This window comes from Neiella marina, assembly GCF_002165625.1.
GTDB classification, from domain to species: domain Bacteria; phylum Pseudomonadota; class Gammaproteobacteria; order Enterobacterales; family Neiellaceae; genus Neiella; species Neiella marina.
Map to the genome: position 1 here is coordinate 241,938 of NZ_NGNS01000003.1, position 22,253 is coordinate 264,190.

Annotated in this window: 16 protein-coding genes; 8 read left to right on the plus strand and 8 right to left on the minus strand. The window is 48.1% G+C overall.

Going from position 1 to position 22,253, the window contains the following annotated elements; genetic code table 11:
- The 4 genes from CBE68_RS04530 to yfaE all read left to right on the plus strand — a co-directional run bounded on the left by CBE68_RS04530 (nt 1) and on the right by yfaE (nt 4,715).
- A complete protein-coding gene (locus CBE68_RS04530; RefSeq protein WP_087504868.1) occupies nt 1–651 on the plus strand; it encodes an HAD family hydrolase in 651 nt (216 codons plus the stop codon).
- 306 nt (nt 652–957) lie between these two features.
- Nucleotides 958–3,228 carry a class 1a ribonucleoside-diphosphate reductase subunit alpha gene (gene nrdA / locus CBE68_RS04535; protein WP_087504869.1) on the plus strand — a complete coding sequence of 757 codons (2,271 nt, stop codon included), beginning with the start codon at nt 958–960 and terminating at the stop codon, nt 3,226–3,228.
- A gap of 75 nt (nt 3,229–3,303) precedes the next feature.
- Nucleotides 3,304–4,437, plus strand: coding sequence for a class Ia ribonucleoside-diphosphate reductase subunit beta (nrdB, locus tag CBE68_RS04540; protein WP_087504870.1), 1,134 nt, complete (start codon nt 3,304–3,306; stop codon nt 4,435–4,437).
- A complete protein-coding gene (gene yfaE / locus CBE68_RS04545; protein ID WP_269844726.1) occupies nt 4,434–4,715 on the plus strand; it encodes a class I ribonucleotide reductase maintenance protein YfaE in 282 nt (93 codons plus the stop codon). The genes nrdB and yfaE overlap by 4 nt, the downstream gene beginning before the upstream one ends.
- A 40-nt stretch (nt 4,716–4,755) precedes the next feature.
- Here yfaE and CBE68_RS04550 read toward each other — a convergent pair whose 3' ends face one another.
- The gene (locus CBE68_RS04550) at nt 4,756–6,822 is read right to left on the minus strand and encodes a TonB-dependent receptor (RefSeq protein ID WP_087504871.1); all 2,067 of its coding nucleotides are present in this window, start codon (nt 6,820–6,822) and stop codon (nt 4,756–4,758) included.
- A 121-nt stretch (nt 6,823–6,943) separates the two neighbouring features.
- Nucleotides 6,944–7,486 (minus strand): GNAT family N-acetyltransferase, encoded by a 543-nt coding sequence (locus tag CBE68_RS04555; protein ID WP_308477806.1) that lies wholly within the window; start codon nt 7,484–7,486, stop codon nt 6,944–6,946.
- A gap of 109 nt (nt 7,487–7,595) precedes the next feature.
- Between CBE68_RS04555 and CBE68_RS04560 the strand changes: the two genes are divergently transcribed.
- On the plus strand, nt 7,596–7,994 hold the full coding sequence (locus tag CBE68_RS04560) for a MerR family transcriptional regulator (protein ID WP_087504872.1): 399 nt from the start codon (nt 7,596–7,598) through the stop codon (nt 7,992–7,994).
- Nucleotides 7,995–8,022: 28 nt separating this feature from the next.
- Here CBE68_RS04560 and CBE68_RS04565 read toward each other — a convergent pair whose 3' ends face one another.
- Complete coding sequence (locus CBE68_RS04565) at nt 8,023–8,958, minus strand: aldo/keto reductase (RefSeq protein ID WP_087504873.1); 936 nt, start codon at nt 8,956–8,958, stop codon at nt 8,023–8,025.
- A gap of 244 nt (nt 8,959–9,202) precedes the next feature.
- Between CBE68_RS04565 and CBE68_RS04570 the strand changes: the two genes are divergently transcribed.
- Nucleotides 9,203–10,417, plus strand: a complete 1,215-nt coding sequence (locus CBE68_RS04570) for a pyridoxal phosphate-dependent aminotransferase (protein WP_087504874.1) — start codon at nt 9,203–9,205, stop codon at nt 10,415–10,417.
- Between the two features lie 59 nt (nt 10,418–10,476).
- Here the strand turns inward: CBE68_RS04570 and CBE68_RS04575 are convergent, their stop codons facing one another.
- Nucleotides 10,477–13,623: an HD domain-containing phosphohydrolase gene (locus tag CBE68_RS04575; protein ID WP_087504875.1), complete on the minus strand. Its 3,147-nt coding sequence runs from the start codon at nt 13,621–13,623 to the stop codon at nt 10,477–10,479.
- 62 nt (nt 13,624–13,685) lie between these two features.
- A complete protein-coding gene (locus CBE68_RS04580; RefSeq protein ID WP_087504876.1) occupies nt 13,686–14,675 on the minus strand; it encodes an HAD family hydrolase in 990 nt (329 codons plus the stop codon).
- Between the two features lie 130 nt (nt 14,676–14,805).
- Between CBE68_RS04580 and CBE68_RS04585 the strand changes: the two genes are divergently transcribed.
- Nucleotides 14,806–16,089: an anti-phage deoxyguanosine triphosphatase gene (locus tag CBE68_RS04585; protein ID WP_087504877.1), complete on the plus strand. Its 1,284-nt coding sequence runs from the start codon at nt 14,806–14,808 to the stop codon at nt 16,087–16,089.
- 24 nt (nt 16,090–16,113) lie between these two features.
- On the opposite strand, the gene CBE68_RS04590 is transcribed toward CBE68_RS04585, so the two are convergent.
- Entirely contained in the window at nt 16,114–16,752 is a 639-nt protein-coding gene (locus tag CBE68_RS04590) for a YchE family NAAT transporter (protein ID WP_087504878.1), read from the minus strand.
- A gap of 456 nt (nt 16,753–17,208) precedes the next feature.
- On the opposite strand from CBE68_RS04590, the gene adhE reads away from it, so the two are divergent.
- The gene (gene adhE, locus CBE68_RS04595) at nt 17,209–19,884 is read left to right on the plus strand and encodes a bifunctional acetaldehyde-CoA/alcohol dehydrogenase (RefSeq protein ID WP_087504879.1); all 2,676 of its coding nucleotides are present in this window, start codon (nt 17,209–17,211) and stop codon (nt 19,882–19,884) included.
- 821 nt (nt 19,885–20,705) lie between these two features.
- Here the strand turns inward: adhE and CBE68_RS04600 are convergent.
- Both CBE68_RS04600 and CBE68_RS18630 read right to left on the minus strand, forming a co-directional pair.
- Entirely contained in the window at nt 20,706–21,773 is a 1,068-nt protein-coding gene (locus CBE68_RS04600) for a polysaccharide lyase family 7 protein (protein WP_087504880.1), read from the minus strand.
- 252 nt (nt 21,774–22,025) lie between these two features.
- Nucleotides 22,026–22,241, minus strand: coding sequence for a hypothetical protein (locus tag CBE68_RS18630; protein ID WP_143824487.1), 216 nt, complete (start codon nt 22,239–22,241; stop codon nt 22,026–22,028).
- Nucleotides 22,242–22,253 lie beyond the last annotated feature (12 nt).

Below are 22,253 nucleotides of genomic sequence, written 5' to 3' on the forward strand. Positions count from 1 at the left end.
ATGGCCAACGCAGTATTGTTTGATCTTGATGGCACCCTACTCGACACAGCTCCCGATCTAGTCGCTGCGCTGAATAAGGTACTGGCCGCCATTGGCGAGCCTCAAGCGGATTACGACCACGTATGTGACTTCGCTTCACATGGTGCCATTGGGCTGTTGCGTCGAGCCTTGGGTGAACGCTTGGATGAATTTGATATTGGCCAGTTACGCCAGCAGTTTCTCGATGTTTATGCTAACGATATCGCCAGCGGTACCACCTTGTATCCTGGCATCGAGGCGTTGCTCATCGAGTTGGACCAACGCAAGGTTCCATGGGGCATTGTCACCAACAAGCCCGGATTTCTTACCGACGCCCTGCTGCCTCACTTTCCGCAGTTTAGCCAATGCCAAGTGGTGATCAGTGGCGATACTTGCGGTGTTGCCAAGCCTCATCCATTACCGATGACCACTGCAGCGGAGAAAATAGCCACTGCAACGGAAAACATCCTCTATATCGGCGATGCCGAGCGCGATATGGAAGCTGGAAATAAGGTCAGCATGACCACCTTATTGGCCATGTGGGGATATATCGACAGCGCCGACCAAATTGCAGACTGGCAGGCCGATGGCATGATCGAGCATCCGACAGAGATCCTCAACTGGTTAAAATAGCGCCAGTTTTGTCAAGTAATAAATACAGTTTTGCCGACCATTTTTTTGTTCCGTGCGGCAGATAAAAAAAATGACATAAAACAATTTTTGACGTTTTTTATTCTGGCGCATCGCAACCCCTTTTGCGCCAAGGCTTTCATCAAAATCAAGCCCCATCCGCACCAATTTGAGGCCCCAAAGCAATACACATTTTGGTGTTGAATTTGTTTCAGAAGCACATTATGTTGTGCTTCAAAATCAAAACAACACTAGATGTGCTTAACAAATAGCCAAACGTTAAGATCACTGAGAGGCCGACTCAAATACATGGATACTCAACTCCTCGTCACCAAACGCAATGGTGAGCAAGAACCACTGGATCTGGAAAAAATTCATCGCGTCATTACCTGGGCTGCAGAAGGACTCGACAAAGTGTCGGTATCTCAGGTTGAACTCAAATCTCAAATTCAGTTCTACGAGGGGATCAAAACCGGCGACATTCATGAAACCATGATCAAAGCGGCCGCCGATCTGATTTCAACATCAGCGCCGGACTATCAATACCTTGCGGCACGTCTAGCCATTTTCCATCTGCGCAAACAAGCCTACGGTCAGTATGAGCCACCAGCGCTTTTTGATCATGTTAAGGGCATGGTTGAAACCGGTCGCTACGACAGCCATTTGCTCGAAGATTACAGTGAAGATGAATTCCACGAGATGTCACTGTTCATCGATCATCAACGCGATTTGACCTTTAGCTACGCTGCCGTGAAGCAGCTCGAAGGCAAATACTTGGTGCAGGATCGCGTTAGCAAGCAGATCTATGAAAGCCCCCAGTTTCTTTACATTCTAGTGGCAGCTTGCCTATTCGCCCACTACCCCAAGACAACGCGATTGGATTATGTGCGTCGCTTTTACGATGCGATTTCAACATTCCGTATTTCGCTGCCAACGCCAATCATGGCCGGCGTTCGCACCCCAACCCGTCAATTCAGCTCATGTGTATTGATTGAGTGTGGCGACAGCCTTGATTCGATCAACGCCACCTCCAGCGCCATTGTCAAATATGTCTCGCAGCGCGCAGGTATCGGTATTAATGCTGGCCGTATTCGCGCCGTTGGTAGCCCTATTCGCGGCGGTGAAGCATTCCACACTGGCTGTGTTCCCTTCTTTAAGCATTTCCAAACAGCAGTGAAATGTTGTTCGCAAGGCGGTGTTCGTGGTGGTGCAGCAACCCTGTTCTACCCGATGTGGCACCTCGAAGTAGAAGACCTACTTGTGCTGAAGAACAACCGTGGTGTTGAAGAAAACCGGGTTCGTCACCTTGATTATGGTGTGCAAATGAACCGCACTATGTATCAACGCTTGTTGCAAGGCGGCAACATCACCTTGTTTAGCCCGTCTGACGTACCCGGCTTGTACGACGCGTTCTTTGAAGATCAGGAAAAATTCGAGCAGCTGTATGTTAAATATGAAGCTGACGAGTCGATCCGCAAGAAAACCATTAAGGCCGTCGAGTTGTTCACTCTGTTCGCTCAAGAGCGCGCCAACACCGGTCGTATCTATCTGCAAAACGTCGATCACTGCAACACTCATAGCCCGTTCAACCCAGAATATGCGCCGGTTCGTCAATCAAACTTGTGCTTGGAAATCGCGCTGCCAACCAAACCGCTGAAAAGCTTTGACGATGACGAAGGCGAAATTGCGCTATGTACCCTCAGTGCATTCAATCTTGGAGCAATTCAATCACTCGATGAATTGGACGGTTTAGCGGATCTAGCGGTGCGGGCACTTGATAGCTTATTGGACTACCAAGACTACCCGGTCAAAGCCGCATTTAACGCCACTATGGGTCGTCGTACCTTGGGTATTGGTGTGATCAACTACGCCTACTATCTTGCCAAAAATGGCGTCAAATACTCCGATGGCAGTGCCAATGGCCTGACCCACAAGACCTTTGAGGCAATCCAATATTACTTGCTCAAAGCGTCGAACCAATTGGCCAAAGAACAAGGTGCCTGTCCGAAGTTTAATGAGACGACTTACTCACAGGGCAAGCTGCCGATTGATACGTACAAGAAAGATTTGGATGCCGTGTGTGATGAAGCGCTGCATTTGGATTGGGAAGGCTTACGTGCCAGCATCGTTGAGCACGGCCTGCGCAACTCGACGCTGAGTGCTCTGATGCCATCAGAAACCAGCTCGCAGATTTCCAATGCAACCAATGGCATTGAGCCGCCGCGAGCACACGTTAGCGTCAAACAAAGTAAAGACGGCATCCTCAAGCAAGTTGTACCTGAGTTCGAAACACTCAAGGACAACTATGAGTTGCTGTGGCAAATGGGCGGCAACGATGGTTACCTGCAATTAGTGGGTATCATGCAGAAATTTATCGACCAAACGATTTCTGCCAACACCAATTACGACCCAGCGATGTTCCCAGATGGCAAAGTGCCAATGAAATTATTGCTCAAAGATCTTCTAACAACGTATAAGTTGGGGATCAAGACCTTGTACTATCACAACACCCGTGATGGTGCGGCCGATGCGCAAGAGCCTGAAGATGATGGCTGCGCCGGTGGTGCTTGTAAGATCTAATGTTACGGCGGCTCTACAGCGATATGAGTCGCCATCGTTTTTTTATTTGTTTTTGATTGTGAGAGTTTCCGTTTGATGAAGTACACCACGTTTAGCCGTGAACAAAATGACGCGTTAAAAGAGCCAATGTTTTTTGGCAACCCGGTCAATGTGTCGCGTTATGATCAGCAAAAGTACCCCATCTTCGAGCAGCTCATTGAAAAGCAATTGAGCTTTTTCTGGCGCCCAGAAGAAGTGGATGTCAGTAAAGATCGCATTGACTATCAGGCGCTGCCCGCTCATGAGCAACACATTTTTATCAGCAATCTGAAATACCAGACCTTGCTTGATTCCATTCAAGGTCGCTCACCAAATGTGGCGTTGTTGCCGCTGGTATCGATTCCTGAGCTGGAAACTTGGATTGAAACTTGGGCTTTCAGTGAGACTATTCACAGCCGCAGTTACACCCACATCATCCGTAACATCGTCAAAGATCCAGCGACCATCTTTGATGACATTGTGTTGAACGACGAAATCCTCAAGCGCGCTGAAGATATCAGCCGTTACTATGACGATTTGATTGAGGCAACTCGCCAATATCAGGAATATGGCGAAGGTCAGCACACGTTGCCATCAGGCGACACCATTAACATCAGTTTGCGATCAGTAAAGCGCAAGCTCTACATGTGTTTGATGTCGGTGAACGTGTTGGAAGCCATTCGTTTCTATGTCAGCTTTGCTTGTAGCTTCGCCTTTGCAGAGCGCGAGTTAATGGAAGGTAATGCCAAAATCATTCGCTTGATTGCTCGCGATGAAGCCCTACACCTGACGTCAACACAACACATGCTCAACATCATGGCATCTGGTGAAGACGATCCAGAAATGGCTGAGATTGCTATCGAATGTCATGCTGAGGCAACAGAGCTGTTCCGCTTTGCCGCTGAACAAGAAAAGGATTGGGCCCGTTACTTGTTCAAAGATGGCTCAATGATCGGCCTCAATGAGACCATTTTGTGTCAGTACGTTGAGTACATTACCAATGTGCGGATGCAAGCCGTTGGCTTACCAAAAGCCTTCGAAACGAGCGAGAATCCGATTCCTTGGATCAATACTTGGTTAGCCTCAGATTCAGTACAAGTAGCACCACAAGAAGTTGAAGTAAGTTCTTATCTGGTCGGTCAAATCGACAACTCGGTTGATGTTGACGACTTATCTGAATTTAGCCTGTGACAGATAAGGCAGATGGCAAACGGCCTTGGGTTTTTATTCAAGGCCAGCAAGCGTTTCAATTTGACTCACAGCAACATGATAGCTTGCTCGAAGCGATGGAAGCGCACAAAGTGCCTGTTCATTACGAATGCCGCAGCGGCTACTGCGGCGCTTGTCGTACCATGACACTAGACGGTCAGGTTGAATACCAGCACCAACCCATCGCCTTCATTCGTAAAGGCGAAATCCTGCCGTGCTGCTGCACGCCAACCACAGATATCACCTTAGTTCGCGATTAACACCAACTCACCTCTACATGGGTGGTGTCGTTTTCGGCGACTATATTTGCCACGCCAACGCAATATAGGCCGACCGAGATTGTCCCGGAAAATAGCGATCACCACTAAACGACGTGTAATCAGCTCGTTCGGCATAGCGTTCGTCGAGTAGGTTAAACACATTCAAAGACAAGGTTAGATTATGCCATTGCCATGATGTGTAGAGATTAACCAACTCATGACCATGGTAGCGATGAAGGTTTTCTGCATCGGTGAAGTAAGAGCCTTGATATTGGTATTCAAGCTCAATACGGCCTTGTTCGTTGAATTGATAGCCCAGTTGTGCATTGCCAAAGTGGCGCGGCGCCGAATCGACATCGTTATTGTATAAATCAATGCCATTGATGATGCGATGGTGACGATATCGATGGCGGGCCAAATTAGCCGCCAGCCGAAAATCCCAGTCGTCAGCCAATAGGTAGTGCAGCAATAATTCGGCTCCGTGGCTTAACGTTTTACCGTCTGCGACATTAAAAAAATCTGAATCACGATAAATCACATTGGACTTTTCGGCCACATAAGTCACCAGCTCTACGGCCAACCGCTGGCCTTGGTAGCTATAGCCGAGTTGAGCAGAAATTTGTTCTTCAGAATCCAACTCTGCAATGGCCTGCTCGCGTTGCAACCGATACAGTTCTGTCGCTTGCGGTGGTCGAAAAGCGTGCGAGATATTGGCAAATAGCTCCACTTGCCCATTCAATTGGTAAACGGCGCTGAACTTTGGCGATAAATTAGTGAAGCGATTGCGATCATCACTCGGTCGGCTGTAGCGACAGCCGCCAAAGCCACATTCGCTGCCGTCTTCCTTCACTCGACCATCAAGCATGCGGTTGTCATAGTCATACACCATTCGCTCAAGCCTAGCGCCCAGCGCCAGTGTCAAATAGTCAGATGCTTGCCATGACCAATTGGTGAAGCCAGCGATTTGAATCGCGTCGACTCGATAATCGTATTGTTTCCCTGCCGGTATGGTTTGCTGGAGGAACTCAGAACCTTGAGTGGGCTCGGCTTGAGTCTGCTTGAGCGTGCCACGGGTCAGCTCGACATCTACCCCTGCGCTCCATTCCACTGCGCTGCTCAGTTGCGCTAGGTAGGCGCTTTGCATGCCGACACTATAGTGACGATTTTTCTCAATTGGGGTGCCAGGCAAAAAGTGCTGTAATAACCGCATATCGGCAAATCGTAAATAAGGTGTCAGAGTCCAAACTGAATTGTGCCGATCGACCGTAGAAAATTGACTGGCAAAGCGGATTGACTGGGCGTCTCTAAACGCATCAGGGGTGGGGTTAGATTTGCTTGTACGTTTCGATTTGAAAGCATCATAGCCAGTGATATAGCCGGCAGTATCTTGATCCAAGTTGCTAGCACTTAGGGTCGAAACATTGTCCCAATCACCAAAATCACTGTGATACTTGAGGTTGATTTTCTGTTGATCATAGCCAGAACTTTGGCGATAACCGCCGTCAGACGTGACCACCGCATCGAGCCGCAACGGGTATTCACCACCACCGTCAGCCGCATATACTGCGCGTTTAAAGTCATAAGCGCCATATTCTAAACGAACGGACTGTTCGGGCTCGGCTGCAATGGCCGGCGTGATCACGTTAATAACGCCATTGATGGCATTGGCGCCATACAACACCGAGTCAGCGCCGCGCATCACATCAATGCGCTCGGCAAATTCTGTTGGAGCTTCAAACAGTTCATTGATATTACAGAAGCCAGCGGCTCGCAGCGGTATGCCATCGACTGCAGATAAAATACTGCCACAGGCCCCTGCACCGGTTAGCACTGGAGAGCGGACCGCTGGTAAATACTCCTGACCATTGCCACGAGCCAAGTTGACACCAGGCAGCCGGTTGAGTGATTGTTGAATGTGTTGGTGTTTGACGAGAGATAACACCTCGTTACCTAGCTCGAGCTTGCGAACGCCACTTTGATTTTGTAGCACCACATCGCGATGGCCATGGACGGTGATCACTTCGACTTTATCTGTTGATTCCGCCGCCTGAGCAACTGCCGCCATCATGACCACTAATGACAAAACCACTGGTTTAATTACACCCATTGTTACTCCTAATGGACCCAATTATCACTGTCCCTTTGACTGCTTTCAGGCCTTATACGGCGGTAAAATCAATTAGATTCAATGGGTTTAACAACTGAATGACTCGATGGAACTGTGCGAGCTAAAAGACACGACACTGGTAATAGACCACTTCAACATCGCCCAGTGGATCTTTGTGCAGGCCAGTTTTCAAATAGCTCATCCCGAGCTTTTTCATGATGCCAATGGACGCGTTGTTTTGTTCCAAAGCAATCGCAGTGAGCCATTTGGCTTCTCCCAAGCCAATCACAGCATTGGCAATCGCTTGCGCGGCCTCAGTGCCATAGCCCTGCCCCCACGTTTTGCGATGAAAGCGCCAGCCAAGTTCCAAATTGTTGTGTTGCGGCGAGTCGGTAAAGAAGTCCATCGGCCGGACCAATACCCAACCAAGAAATTCACCATCACACTTCAAGCTGACTTTCCACAAACCCCAGCCTTTTTGCGGATTGCTGTAGGATTCCATTCGCGGCACATAGACTTTGGCGATCTCCTCTCGAGTGGTACATTTACCACCATTGATGTAACGCATGACCAAAGGATCTTGATCGAGCTGAAACAGTAATTCAGCATCGTTCGCCGTCATCATTTCAAACCGTAATCGCGCGCTATCAGGTACCAACAGCATGGTATTTACCTTGTTCTGTCAGGGTTAAAGACGCCGGATTATAACAACGGATCAATCGTTGGTACTATGCTCGGTAAAACAATCTCTCAACCGTGAGCAACGAGCCCATATGCCAGCAAAAGACCCTTCGTTAACGATTCAACAAGCTGCCGATCAGCTCGCCGTCACACCAGACACGCTAAGATTTTATGAAAAACAAGGGTTGTTGCTTCGAAGTTGTCGAACTGCCAGTGGCCATCGCCGCTATCAATCAAACGACATGGAGTGGTTGCGCTTTATCTTGTGTTTGAAATCGACCGGCATGAGCCTCGACATCATCCGCCAATACCGAGACTTGTTACTGCAAGGGGAGCATACGACAGAGCAGCGGCAACACATCCTAGTGCAACACCAACAAGACATCAGGCAACAACTGACAACATTGCGGACCAACCTCAAACGCATTGATCAGAAAATTGCTTACTACGATGCCTTAAGTCGCGGAGAATCCATCGACTGTGGCAGCTAAGCCACCACAGCCATTGCTGCTGAATCGATTAACCCGCAATCAGAGCGATATCTTCTTCATCAAGCAGCAAGCTGGCACCTCCGACGACTCCATCTGCTTGTTGTGGTGAACGCATGCCCACAATAGCGCCGGTCACAGCAGGGTTAGTCAAAGTCCAGGCGATGGCCACTTCAGCAACGCTAACCCCGTGCTTATCGGCAATCACTTTCAGTTTTTCGACCAGCGCCAAATTGTCCGTCAACTTGGGCTCTTGGTAATCATCAGCATTGCGACGCCAATCATCAGCGGGCAAGTTGGCGATGCGCTCTCGAGTCATGGCACCAGTTAACATACCTGAACCCATCGGCGAATAGACAATGACGCCAGTTTGGTTTTGCGCACACCAAGGCAACACCTCTTGTTCATATTGACGGTTAATCAAACTGTAAGGCGGTTGCAGACTATCGACATGACCAATGGCTTCAAGCCGGCTCATCTGATCGATCGTGTGATTAGAAACACCGACATAACGAATCTTCCCTTCTTGTTTCAGTAGCTGCATGGTGTGCCAAGCTTCTTCAATCTGCTCGGCTGGATCAGGCCAGTGAATTTGGTACAGATCGATCGTGTCGACGGCTAATCGTTTGAGACTGGCCTCAACTTCAGCGCGAACGCTGGCCGCCGACAAATCAGGCCAAGTCTCACCTTTATCATTCCATTGGAAACAACACTTGGTGAAGATCAATGGCTTCTCTGACATACCTTTTATCGCTTGTCCAACAACGGTTTCAGAATGACCAAGACCATAAACCGGAGCAGTATCAATCCAATTGATGCCCTGCGCAATCGCATGTTGAATGGTAGCAATGGAATCACTGTCTTGTTGTGCTCCCCAGCCCCATTGCCATTGACCGCCAATCGCCCATGCGCCAAGGCCAATACGGCTGATGTCGAGATCGGTTTTACCCAATTGCATTGTTTTCATCTTGCTCTCCACCTGTCGGTTAGACAATCCGAGTAATTATCAAATAAAACGATTGATGGCGCGGAGTATAAAAGTTGGAGTTAACTCCAGATCAAGCATTGATTTGAGAATTTCGAGCTATGGTTTCAGTTGCACCTAAATTCAGGCTAAAAAACGTTTCCTGACACGCTTTCTCAGTGATATGGTGAGCAGTCCTATGGCCAATCCAATATAGTTTTCATTTGATAACAAGGACATTGAACACATGAGTTCCTATCAGCATTCCAGCAAGCTCGACCACGTTTGTTACGAAATCCGTGGACAAGCCTTGCAAGAAGCCAAGCGTCTTGAAGACGACGGTCACCGGATCACCAAACTGAATATTGGTAATCCCGCCCCGTTTGGCTTTGATGCGCCGGAAGAGCTGATTATTGACGTTATCCATAACCTACCCCAGGCCCAAGGCTACGCCGACTCCAAAGGTTTGTTTTCAGCCCGCAAAGCAGTGATGCAGTATTGTCAGCAAAAACGCATCATGGGCGTCGAAATCGATGACATCTACATGGGCAACGGTGTTAGCGAATTGATCGTCATGGCCATGCAAGGACTGTTAAATGATGGCGATGAAATGCTCATTCCGGCGCCCGATTACCCACTTTGGACTGCAGCAACAACGCTGGCCGGAGGCAAGGCTGTGCACTACCACTGTGATGAAAGTGAGCAGTGGTACCCGGATTTAGATGATATTCGTGCCAAGATTACCCCTCGCACTCGAGGTTTGTTGGTCATTAACCCAAACAATCCGACTGGCGCTGTATACCCTCGCCACATATTAGAGGGCTTAGTTGAAATCGCCCGAGAGCACAATTTGATCCTCTTCGCTGATGAAATATACGACAAGGTGATTTATGACGATGCCGAGCACATCGCCCTCGCCTCGCTTGCTGATGATGTGCTCTTTGTCAGCTTCAATGGCTTATCAAAGTCGTATCGAGTTGCTGGTTTTCGTGTTGGATGGATGGTGATCAGCGGCGCCAAACGCCGTGCTAATAGCTATATCGACGCCTTGAACATTCTGGCGTCAATGCGCTTATGTGCCAACGTGCCGTGTCAAAATGCCGTACAAGCTGCCCTTGGCGGTTATCAGAGTATCAATGATCTGGTGTTGCCTACAGGCCGTTTGCACCGGCAAATGGATGTCGCCTGGAAGGCTTTGAATAAAATCCCCGGGGTTAGTTGTGTTCGCCCCAGAGGCGCCATGTATGTGTTTCCAAAACTCGATCCAGAAGTTTACCCAATTCACAGTGATGAACGATTCGTGCTGGATTTGTTGCTACAAGAAAAAATTCTGGTCGTGCAAGGCTCGGGATTTAATTTGCCAACCACGGATCACTTCCGCATCGTGACGCTGCCAAGAGCAGAAGAATTGGAGGGCGCGATACAGAAAATCGGCCGCTTCTTAGAAAACTATCGCCAGTAGCTATATTGACGGGAGCGCAATCGCTCCCGCCGCCAAGCTTCACAGCGCCAAATGCCTCATCAGAGGTATTTTTTTATGTCGACCTCATCAATTTGTGAAGTGGGCAAGAAGCGCTGGGCATATTGCAAATAGACTCCTGACGATAGAAACAGCCGAAACACTTCAATATCAACATGTTGATCAAGGCACATCTTGTGCAGTATATCGATAGCGACACTGAGCGGTTTGGCTTTTTTATAAGGCCGGTCAGATGCCGTTAACGCTTCGAAAATGTCAGCCAACACCAGTATTCGCTCGGGTATCGATAGCTGTTCAGCACTTAACTTACGCGGATAACCGGTTCCCTTGAGCGTTTCGTGATGTGTCGATGCATACCTTGGCACGTTAGCCATTTCCTCAGGAAATGGCATCGAATCGAGCATTTTAATAGTGCCAATAATATGCTCATTGATAATGAATCGATCTTCGGGCGTGAGCGTACCGCGGCCAACTTTCAAGTTATACAATTCGCCCAAGTTCGCTTTGTACTCGGGGATATCAACGTTGATTCCCAAATGCGGTGGATATTGAATGGGAGCGGCGCGATGGACAATATGACTATCTTTATCCATCAACAAGTTCTCGGTCACCGGTAATGATTGCCGTTCACCGACTGATAGTTCTTCGAGCGGTGATAACCCCAGTTGGTCACTAAAGTGACGCTGCCAAGTCCGATTCGAAATTTGCTCCAGTTTAGCCAGCTTATCGTCCGCCATAAACTCGCCACCTTGGTTGCACGCAGCCACAAACTCAAAGTCACTCTGCAACTGTTCACGTTGCTGATTGAGCGATTGAAGCAGCTCTGCTCGCTGCCCAGGTTGCTCTGCAGCTTGTTTGAGGAAGTCGATTTCAAGATCACGCCATATCACCTCAAAACGCATCCGCACTTCATGAATACGGTTGTAGATGCACTCAAGTTTAGAGCCCTTGTCGACTATGTGTTCTGGCGTAATCACTTTGCCGCAGTCATGAAGCCAAGCGGCTAATTTGAATTCGCGTCGCTTGTCTTCGGTATCAAGGGCGAAGGACTTAAAGTGCTCAGTGTTATCCTCACTTGCTACCGCAGCCAACATCAGACCCAGTTCAGGGACTCGATTACAATGTCCAGCGGTATAAGGAGACTTGTCATCAATCGCCTGTGCTATTAACTCAACGAACGAATCTAGCAGCTCTGCTTGCTTACGCTGATAATCTTGGATCGACAACGCCATATCATTCAGTGACACAAACACTTCATCAATATCAACAATAAAGCTTGAACGAGGCGCTAACTGGTCGTATTGGCGATTCCTGATTTTTTCATTCTCGACTGACAGTGAGCGCATCGCTCTAACAATTGGGCTAGCGACTAGCCATGTAAGAGGCAATAACAACGCCAGTATGATTAAAGTGATGGTGATAGATTTTTTGACATGGCTAAGACCTTCCGCATAAACGTCGGCAACGGGCAACATCAACGCCAAATAATTGCGCTCAAACGGGCCGAGGGAAGTTGGCGTAACAAACAATAAGAAATCCTTGCCAGCAATGGTCTCAGTGCGTAAATAACCATGGTATTGCTCTTCCTTGGCTAGAGTGATCAGCTCCTGATACGGCACTGTGCTTGACTCCTCAACCGAGGCGCTACCATTGTCAAACGCTAGCCATTTGTTGTTCAGGTAGGCGTGCTCTGCGTCATCAAGATTAGTCAACGCATAATTGAATAAGTCAGTCAGCCTTTTATCTGCGCTCACCAACCTTAAGTTGGTGTCAAAATCTAACTCACTGACATCAACACCTGGGTGAAATGCGAGCCCATCAAGAAAATACATTTTTGCGGTGTATGTAGTTATTAGCTCCGAATCAATCGCTGCATCGGCAAGACCACTCTTAACAGCATTTAGCGAAGCAATAAGGCTATCAACCACAACCAATTCGATATCTGGGTAACTCTGTTCAATTGATCGCAGAATCGACCACCCTCGCGGAACAGCCAAGCGCTTACCATTGAGTTGCTCGAGCGATGAGACAACTGGCGCCCCGGATTGGGTGACAATGGCCATTGGCATATGCAACAAGGGATCGGAATAGATCCCCCAATCGATGTTGTTGGCAGTGCGGTGAATCGGCTGTAACACATCAATCACCCCATCCAGATAGAGCTCCACCAACTCACTCCAACTGTAGCCATTGACGAAAGCTATTGGTAATCTCAGCTTTTCAGCCAATATTTTGAATAACTCTGGGGTGAAGCCCTTGGGCTCACCGGAAATAGCAAAATCAATTGGCGCCCAATCATTTTCATTGCTGATCATGACAGTGCCCAAACTATCGCGAAATTTGACTTGCTCCGGCGATAACGCCAGTGGCGTTACCTCAAATGCATCGTTCGCCGCACCTTGTTTGTTGGCTAGAATCAAATCGCCGTTTTCACCGTAGATGTAGCCTTCGCTTGATGCGTAACCTTCGATGCCATCGAGCGTATCGGCAAGCTGCTCGGTAATAGTGGCGAGCGTTAGATCGACAGCGATGATGCTAGTCGCACCATCGACCACTCGAGAATATGTTTTGCCTGTCGCTTTCAGATGTTGGAAGAAATAAGGCTTAGTTTTAAAAACAGCGTCAGAAGAGGCGTTGGTAAACCATGGCCGCTTACGCGCATCGTAACTCGACGGCTCGATATGAGAATGCCTCAACCGCAACTGCTCATCTAAGAAGTCAGTCTTCTTCCAACGCTGACCTTGTTCACTGAAGATGTGGATGCGAATGAATCGATCCTCAAAGGCAGCGTTCAACTGTTGACGAATGGTAGAGTTTGCTTCGAGATTAATAATCTCGTAAAAATCACCATTTTCGAAACCGTAATAGATGGCATACAAGTCATTGAACTCAAGCAGCACATCGGCCAAAAAGCGATCTGTTTTGCGCCCAACCTGATATTCCGACACTAAATCTGAATGCTGAGCCAATATCGAAACTGTGCTAGAAGCAGTCTGATCCATCTTGTCGATCGACTGTTCGATTTGCTGTGCGATTTGATGAGTGAGTTGCTGACTGGCGTTAACGGTAATTTGTTTAGAAAAGTAGTATTGCAGCGATATTGCAACCAAACTGGTCACTATCGCGATTAGAGAGCACAAGCCCACCAAGGTGACTCGAAAGGTCAACCTTTTAAATGATAAGTCCATTTCAATCCCTGATAATTGCGGTTCCTGTTACTGAGAAAATCATGAGAGTTTGATTGCCATTGTCACTGCCAATCAAATACCCGTCGCCAATCCTTTTTCATATCGACAACGAGCCAATCATTGGCCGGTGCCAACTCAAGCCCCTTATCTAAGTTCGACGCAGATTCGGTTTTGTCATAAGCCCATTCTCGCTCGCCATCAGTGTGGTGAATCAGCGCAGCTAAGCGCTTACCGTCACCAGCGCTGGTCCATTGCAGCATGGCAATATCATCGTCCGAATTTCCTATCGCTAGGATCGGTCGCCGACCAATGCGTTCATTAATGGCAACCGCTTTATTGCCGCCGGTATTGATAAAGCCCACTTCTGGCATATGAATCAGGCTCGGACGGCCATTCAGCACTCTAAACTCGGTTTTTAGTTCGCTCGCGATAATTCGATCAGGCGGAATACCGTACAACTGCTCGCTCCAAGCTCGAACAAACCCTAAACTACCACTGGTCACTAGCCAAATATCAAAGTCGTTCGCTTGCAAATACCTGACTAATTCCATCATCGGCAGATAAACCATCTGGGTATGCAGGCGATTCGTTTCTGGGTTTTTCGCTTCAGCCAGCCAATCATTAACACGATCTTCGAATTGCGAAATCGGTAAGCCGACATGAGTGGCAATAAACAGTTGCAGCAAACCTTCGATGCCTTGCTGCCGCAGTGTCTCGATGTCACCATCGGCAGCGGCACTGAATACCGCTTGTTTGCCTAGTTGGGGATTTGCTTTGACCATGTTTTTGGCTTGTGCCATGGCAAACAACAGTTGCGGGGAAGCGGGTTGTTCGGCCCACAAAGTGCCATTATTGTCGACCACCGCGATGCGCTCAGAAGGCGCAACAAAATGAGCTGAATTAGCATCACTGACTTGCTGAACAAAAGATATCAGCCGTTGTTTGGCCTCCCCAGGTTGCCAAGATGCCAGTTCGTCTGCCACCGCACAATTGAACGTAAACGCCGCGGAGATGATTAACAATCGAGCCCACGTTGAGAACAAACTCATCATTTCGTTTCCAGCATTGGTTTGATGACAAGCAGTTTAGCAGTTGCTGGACTAATTGCTGGCCGAGCTTGTTGCTTCTGGCGGTCTGTGCGAAGCTGACTAACAATTTGAACAATATCTGGAATTGCTTGCTATGAGTGATTGGAGTCAACGCCGGTCCGATGAAAACAAAGAACGACGAGACGATCATCGCTCGCCCTATCAGCGCGATCGAGCAAGGGTGTTGCATTCAGCTGCATTTCGTCGTTTGCAGGCCAAAACTCAGATCCACGGTGTTGGTAGTTCCGACTTCTATCGAACTCGATTGACTCACTCGCTCGAGGCAAGCCAAATAGGCTCAGGTATTCACGCCCAACTTAGTTCGAAGTATCCAGACTTAAAAGCGCTGCTTGGCCCCGTCGAGCTAATTGAAACGCTGTGCCTAGCCCATGATTTGGGCCATCCACCGTTTGGTCATGGCGGCGAAACCGCGTTGCATTACATGATGCGCCACCATGGTGGCTTTGAAGGCAATGGCCAGACATTTCGAATAGTCACAACACTTGAACCATATACCGAATACTTTGGCATGAACCTAGCCCGGCGAAGCTTATTGGGACTAGTGAAATACCCTGTATTGATGGCCAATGTCCATAAACCTATGATGCCGGAAACGACGGTGATGACTGGCCGCATCCTCAAAGCAGGTCAATGGCACCCAGCCAAAGCTCTGTATGACTGCGATCAGCGCTGGTTTGACTGGTTGTTGCAGCCGCTATCGAGAGCCGACCGCCATGAATTCACCCGCAGCGTCGATCGTGAAAGTAATCATCGCAAAGCCATTCACAAATCGCTCGACTGCTCGATCATGGAATTAGCCGATGATATCGCCTATGGCATTCACGATTTGGAAGATGCCATCACTTTGAACATGGTGCGGCGCGATGAGTGGTTAAAAGCTGAATTGGCGTTGATGGAAATCGACGATCCTTGGTTGGCCACCAACGTCATGGCTATCAGTGAGCAACTGTTCAGCCGCTTTACTTATGTCCGCAAGAATGCAATCGGTGCCTTGGTGAATTACTTTATTACCGCCATTGAAGTCTACCGCAAAGCAGAATTTGCCGAGCCGTTGCTAGCATACAATGCCAAACTACCAGACCCCGCTCATCAAGCACTGACGATATTCAAACGCTTTGTGTTGGAACGCGTGATCCAATCGCATCAGGTGCAAACGGCTGAGTACAAAGGGCAGCAGATGATTATGGCGATTTTTGAAGCCTACGCTTCAGACCCTGAGCGTTTGTTGCCAATGGAAGCCAGAGATCAGTGGCGACAGCAAAGTGCCACCAGCGGCCAGATGCGGGTCATTGCTGACTGGGTATCGTCATTGACAGACCAGTCAGCACATCGGGTATATGGTGAGCTATTTGCCTAACCTTGTTGACGATTAGGCTGAAGTTTAAGAGGCAAGCACCGGAAAGATGTCCTTCAAACCTTGGGCCATAAACTCAACGGCCATTGCCATCATGATCAAACCCATTATTCGGGTAATGATGTTTATACCGGTTTGACCGAGAAAATCAGATAACGGTGCCGCAGCGCGAAATACCCCCAAACAGATCGCCGCTGAGGCGACAATACCGGCGCTAAAGCCCAGCAAGTGCTGCCAGTCCGGATGCTCTGCCGAATACACAATGACCGTGGTCATCGCACCTGGCCCTGCAATCAGCGGGATCGCCAGCGGCACCACAGCGATGGATTCGCGAGTGACTGATTCACTGACTTCATCGGGGTTGCGACGAACATCGCTCATCTGCCCTTTCAGCATACTCATGGCAATGATCACCAACATCGCACCACCGGCAATCCGAAAACTGGCAATGCTAATACCAAAAATTTGCAGGATCAGTTGCCCCACCAATAGCACAGTCACTAGTGATACCACGACAGTGAAAATCGCCACGGTATTGGTCCGAGCTCGCTCGCTATGGCTTTGATGGCTGGTGAGGCCAATAAACACAGGTAGCAGTCCAAATGGATTCAAGATCGCCATCAGGCCGATAAAAAACTGCAAATAAAGGGCGGTATCAAACGCCATAACTGTGTCCCCTATTGCGGGTCAATCAAAGAAGGTGCGCATTGTAGCTGGGCTTCGTCAAACCAGCGATTGAAATTTTTTGACGAAAAACCGCACTCATCAATAACTATTTATAATGCCAGATCAATGTTTGTTAATTTGGCTATTGAAATTAATAAGCTTTTCGGTAATGTTGCGCTCGCCGTTATAACTTTCTGAATTGAAACTCGCGGATCGAATTTGCGTGATCAAGGTACAGTTTTTGAGCGTTACCGCCCATATTTCTGTAATTTAATTTCACTTGATCAACATCAAATTTGGTCATGCCAATAAACTTATAATGGCGCCACCCACAGAGATTTCAGGCTTAAACCAAGTTTATAACTATCTACTATACTTGCGCAGAATCGTTCTTCGGAACCCTAAAAAAAGCAAGCTGGTTTAGGCAAGAAATTTCAAACTTAACGGAGTTACACAATGTCACAAGTGACAAACGTAGAAGAACTCAACGCAGCAATCGCACGCGTAAAAGCTGCTCAAAAAGAGTTCGCTTCTTTCTCTCAAGAGCAAGTCGACAAAATCTTCCGCGCAGCTTCTCTCGCTGCTTCTACCGCTCGTATTGAATTGGCTCAAATGGCCGCCGAAGAAACCGGCATGGGCGTAATGGAAGATAAAGTGATCAAAAACCACTTTGCTTCTGAGTTTATTTACAACAAATACAAAGATGACAAAACTTGTGGTGTCATCGAGTCAAACGACGAAGGCGGTACTATCACTATCGCTGAGCCAGTAGGTATCGTTTGCGCCATCGTGCCAACGACTAACCCGACCTCTACTGCAATCTTTAAAGCCCTGATCAGCCTGAAGACTCGTAACGGTTGTTTCTTCTCGCCACACCCACGTGCGAAAAATGCTACTAACTACGCTGCCAAGCTGGTTTTGGACGCTGCAGTTAAAGCTGGCGCGCCAGAAGGCATCATCGGTTGGATCGACCAACCTTCTGTGCAACTTTCAAATGAGTTGATGAAGCACGAAGACATCGCTTTGATCCTTGCAACTGGTGGTCCAGGCATGGTGAAAGCTGCTTACTCTTCTGGTAAGCCTGCTATTGGTGTTGGTGCTGGTAACACGCCTGTTGTTATCGACGAAACTGCCGACATTAAACGTGCTGTTTCTTCTATCTTGATGTCTAAAACTTTCGATAATGGCGTTATCTGTGCTTCTGAGCAAGCAGCCATCATCGTTGAAGACGTCTACGATGCTACTCTTGAACGTTTCGCTCGCTACGGCGCTGCGGTACTGAGCAAAGCAGATGCCGACAAAGTACGTAAAGTACTGATGATCGATGGTGCTTTGAATGCAAAAATCGTTGGTCAACCAGCATACAAAATCGCTGAACTGGCTGGCGTAACGGTTCCTAAAGCCACCAAGATCTTGATTGGTGAAGGCCTTGAAGCATCTTATGATGACGAATTCTCTCACGAGAAATTGTCACCAACTTTGGGTGTTTACAAAGCAAAAGATTTCGAAGACGCAGTTCGCCAAGCAGCTGTTGTTCTTGATATCGGTGGTGTTGGTCACACATCTGTACTGTACACCGACCAAGACGCCAACGCTGAGCGTATTTCTTACTTCGGCGACAAAATGAAGACCGCTCGTATTCTGGTTAACACGCCATCTTCTCACGGCGGTATCGGTGACTTGTACAACTTCGACCTAGCGCCTTCTCTTACTCTGGGTTGTGGTTCTTGGGGTGGTAACGCCATCTCTGAAAACGTTGGTCCTAAGCACCTGATCAACAAGAAAACTGTTGCTAAGCGAGCTGAAAACATGTTGTGGCACAAACTACCTAAGTCTGTTTACTTCCGTCGTGGCTCACTGCCAGTTGCTATGGATGATCTGGAAGGCAAGAAACGCGCTCTGATCGTGACTGACAGCTTCCTGTACAACAACGGTTACACTGATGACCTGCGTAATATCCTGAAAGACAAAGGTATGGAAGTTGAAACTTTCTACGAAGTTGAAGCGGACCCAACGCTGACTATCGTTAAGAAAGGTGCAGAAGTTTGCCGTACTTACCAGCCAGACGTAATCCTTGCGATTGGTGGTGGTTCACCAATGGACGCCGCGAAAATCATGTGGGTTATGTACGAGCACCCAGAGACTGATTTCGAAGATCTGTCTATGCGCTTTATGGACATCCGTAAGCGTATCTACAAGTTCCCTAAAATGGGTACTAAAGCTGAGTTGGTATGTATTACTACCACTTCAGGTACAGGTTCAGAAGTTACTCCGTTCGCCGTTGTAACTGACGATACTACTGGCCAGAAATACCCATTGGCTGACTACGAGCTAACGCCAAACATGGCTATCGTTGACGCTAACTTGGTGATGGATATGCCTGCTTCTCTGGCAGCATTCGGTGGCTACGATGCGGTTACTCACGCGATGGAAGCTTACGTTTCTGTTCTGGCTAACGAATACTCTGACGGTCAAGCGCTGCAAGCTCTGAAACTGTTAAAAGACTTCCTGCCAAGCTCTGTGAAGAATGGTAAGAACGATCCAATCGCTCGTGAGAAAGTACACAACGCGGCGACCATCGCTGGTATCGCGTTCGCTAACGCTTTCTTGGGTGTGTGTCACTCAATGGCTCACAAACTGGGTGCTGAATTCCACATTCCACACGGTTTGGCTAACGCCTTGTTGCTGGCTAACGTGGTTCGCTTCAACGCTACTAACACGCCAACCAAGCAAACTGCGTTCTCTCAGTATGACCGTCCGAAAGCCCGAGCTCGTTACGCAGAAGTTGCTGAGCACTTAGGCTTCCGTGAAGGTAACACTGAAGCGAAGCTGAATGCCCTGCTGAACTGGTTGGAAGATCTGAAGAAAGAGTTGGGTATCCCAATGTCTATTCAGGAAGCTGGTGTTGCTGAAGCTGACTTCTTGGCTAAAGTTGATCAATTGGCTGTTGATGCGTTCGATGACCAATGTACTGGTGCGAACCCACGTTACCCACTAGTTAGCGAGCTGAAGCAAATTCTGTTGGATACTTACTACGGTCGTCCATACGAAGAAGCAGAAGACAGTGCTGATGCGGTAGCAAAAGCTGCTAAAAAAGCGCCAGCAAAGAAAAAAGCTGCTGCTAAAAAATAATCGAGTTTCTCGATAGCAAGAAAGCCGGTCTCTGACCGGCTTTTTTTATGCTTGTTGGCTATGACGTTCCAACCGAGACAAACAATTCCCCAACAAGACGGCATGAAATCATCCATGATGGCTCTACTGCTGCGTCCTGCAGCAGAAGCTTGTTGATGAACTATTTATCCCGCTTGCCAAATAAGCCCGCATGCTCCAATTAGTCACTGCAATTTCTGGGCGTTAAAGAGAGCGAGACTAGAGTGAAGCGTCGCTGGCATGGAAGCCAGCGCCGAGCCTACATAGGACAAATTTGTAAATTTGTCGCGCAGGCAGGAAGCCGTAGCGGGACTTTGCCAAGGGCAGGAGCCCGTCAGCAAAGTATTTACGGCGTCTGAACGTTGGCTTGCGCTCTTTATCGCTTAGTGAGGAGACATAACAGAATAGTGATACTCGCTGACGGCTCTCACCAATCAGATTCCGAGCATTGGCGTTTAGTGATACTTGTTAGCCATAGCGTTTCAACCGAGATAAACAATTCCCCAACAAGACGCCGTGAAATCATCCATGATGGCTCTACTGCTGCGTCCTGCAACAGAAGCTTATTGGTGAACTATTTATCCCGTTTGTTAAATAAGTAAAGCGATACTTCAAGCAGGCAGCAAGTGTCGCTTTGAGGTGCTTCAGTCTGCATGGATGCCGGATGTAGAGCGCTCCATGGATGGACTTGAGCGTCACCGAATAGTGATACTTGTTGACGGCTCTCACCTGTCAGACTACTCGCAAATCAGAACCACAAACAAACCGGCCAGTTGGCCGGCTTATCTGATTCTTCGCAGAAGTTACTGAGCTGGCTTCTCCGCCGCGCTCAACTTTAGCTTAGTAAAAGTAACCTGAGTATAGTTGCCATCGGCCTTGTCTTTCTGCCAATCGCCAGTACCAGGACATTTGGTGTACCAATCGCCTGGGGCATCTTCGGTCGAACACTGATTGTAAGCGCCTGCTTTGAAATAATTCCAATCACCGGTATAGCCTTGCGGGTGGTCTTTTGCATCAACCTTACCGTTAGCATCAATGTTGTTCGACAAATCAATCGCATATTCAACTGTTGGATGACCTTCAGCAGTGAATGTCAGGTACATGGTGTTTTCATAAACATTGATCACATAGCTGAACTCTTCGCCCAGTGCGATACCTTCAGCGCCTGGCTCATCTTTGTTTTCCCAAGTATTGCCCCAAACTGGGTAAGCAATATCGGTGCGGTTTGGATCTTCTTTCGGCAAGTTGCGCTCGTAATTCCAGAACACCGAACCTTTGTCATGATGAGGAAACTTCTTGTAGTAAATCTTGATAGGCTCGTTGCCATAGCCAAAACCACCACCCTCGGCGATCAACTTTTTATCTTTACCCGCATGGATCTGACCAACAACCACCGAATAGGCTGGCCGCTTATCTGGGTAACCGGCATTTAAAGAAACATGATCAACTTTCAACGATGCTTCCATCTTGCCGCCAATGGCAGCAAAATCCGATGCATTAGGATGTGCCGCCAAAGCAAAGTTATTATTTGGCGCCTTGGTTTTAATCTTCTTGTTAGTACCGCGAATCATCTGGCGTAATTCACTGCGAGTGTTAGATGACGTTGCCGTAGTGGTTGCCTTATTGGGCACCGCAAACACCATATTGCCATCGGCGTCTAGATAGAAATAATCAGGGTGCTGGTAGTTCTGGATTGCTTTAACATCAATCTCATCAACTTTACCGTTGCCATCGGCATCCATCGGCAAAGTGATTTTCCACTGGCTAAGATCAAATTTATCGGCCGGTACAGCGGCAATCGAGCCAGCAGAAACGCAAGCGGTAAGACCAACAGCGGCCATTAGATAACTAGTTGATGACAATCGGTACATGTGTCTGAACCCTTTATTTGCACAAGCTTGTCGCATTGTGAATTAATTGGAAGTTGAATGCGGCTCATCGAGCCCAGTTCAGCGCTGCTATTTATCCCTGACAGCTGCACACTCATTGTCCGTAATTGAGCATGTTGCGCAAACGTTACCGCAGAACCAAAACCAAAAATAGGACTGACAACAAAAACATTTAATGTAATACCAATTTAATTGACAAACACCACAATTGGTTAGATTAACCTCCTTCTATGATTACTTTTGTGCATCGAGTACGGCTTGGCGTTGACGTTGGTATTCCTCATAAGATTCTCGATGTACCTGTGCCAAACAGCTACCTCGATCCGGATCCGGTAAGTTCTGGCAGGCATTTAAACGATTTGACTGCGCACTGTTGTATAGCTGCTTTGAACTACATCCTGTGACAGCCAGCAGCATTAGGGCTAAGTAAGTTAAACGCGTTGATGACATAAGGTTGCTCCG

Coding starts and splice junctions, on each gene's coding strand:
- nrdB (WP_087504870.1), top strand. CDS start 3,304: ATGAAGTACACCACGTTTAGCCGTGAACAAAATGACGCGTTAAAAGAG.
- CBE68_RS04570 (WP_087504874.1), top strand. CDS start 9,203: ATGAGTTCCTATCAGCATTCCAGCAAGCTCGACCACGTTTGTTACGAA.
- CBE68_RS18630 (WP_143824487.1), bottom strand. CDS start 22,241: ATGTCATCAACGCGTTTAACTTACTTAGCCCTAATGCTGCTGGCTGTC.
- CBE68_RS04580 (WP_087504876.1), bottom strand. CDS start 14,675: ATGATGAGTTTGTTCTCAACGTGGGCTCGATTGTTAATCATCTCCGCG.
- CBE68_RS04550 (WP_087504871.1), bottom strand. CDS start 6,822: ATGGGTGTAATTAAACCAGTGGTTTTGTCATTAGTGGTCATGATGGCG.
- CBE68_RS04575 (WP_087504875.1), bottom strand. CDS start 13,623: ATGGACTTATCATTTAAAAGGTTGACCTTTCGAGTCACCTTGGTGGGC.
- CBE68_RS04530 (WP_087504868.1), top strand. CDS start 1: ATGGCCAACGCAGTATTGTTTGATCTTGATGGCACCCTACTCGACACA.
- CBE68_RS04590 (WP_087504878.1), bottom strand. CDS start 16,752: ATGGCGTTTGATACCGCCCTTTATTTGCAGTTTTTTATCGGCCTGATG.
- CBE68_RS04560 (WP_087504872.1), top strand. CDS start 7,596: ATGCCAGCAAAAGACCCTTCGTTAACGATTCAACAAGCTGCCGATCAG.
- adhE (WP_087504879.1), top strand. CDS start 17,209: ATGTCACAAGTGACAAACGTAGAAGAACTCAACGCAGCAATCGCACGC.
- CBE68_RS04555 (WP_308477806.1), bottom strand. CDS start 7,486: ATGCTGTTGGTACCTGATAGCGCGCGATTACGGTTTGAAATGATGACG.
- CBE68_RS04600 (WP_087504880.1), bottom strand. CDS start 21,773: ATGTACCGATTGTCATCAACTAGTTATCTAATGGCCGCTGTTGGTCTT.
- CBE68_RS04585 (WP_087504877.1), top strand. CDS start 14,806: ATGAGTGATTGGAGTCAACGCCGGTCCGATGAAAACAAAGAACGACGA.
- CBE68_RS04565 (WP_087504873.1), bottom strand. CDS start 8,958: ATGAAAACAATGCAATTGGGTAAAACCGATCTCGACATCAGCCGTATT.
- nrdA (WP_087504869.1), top strand. CDS start 958: ATGGATACTCAACTCCTCGTCACCAAACGCAATGGTGAGCAAGAACCA.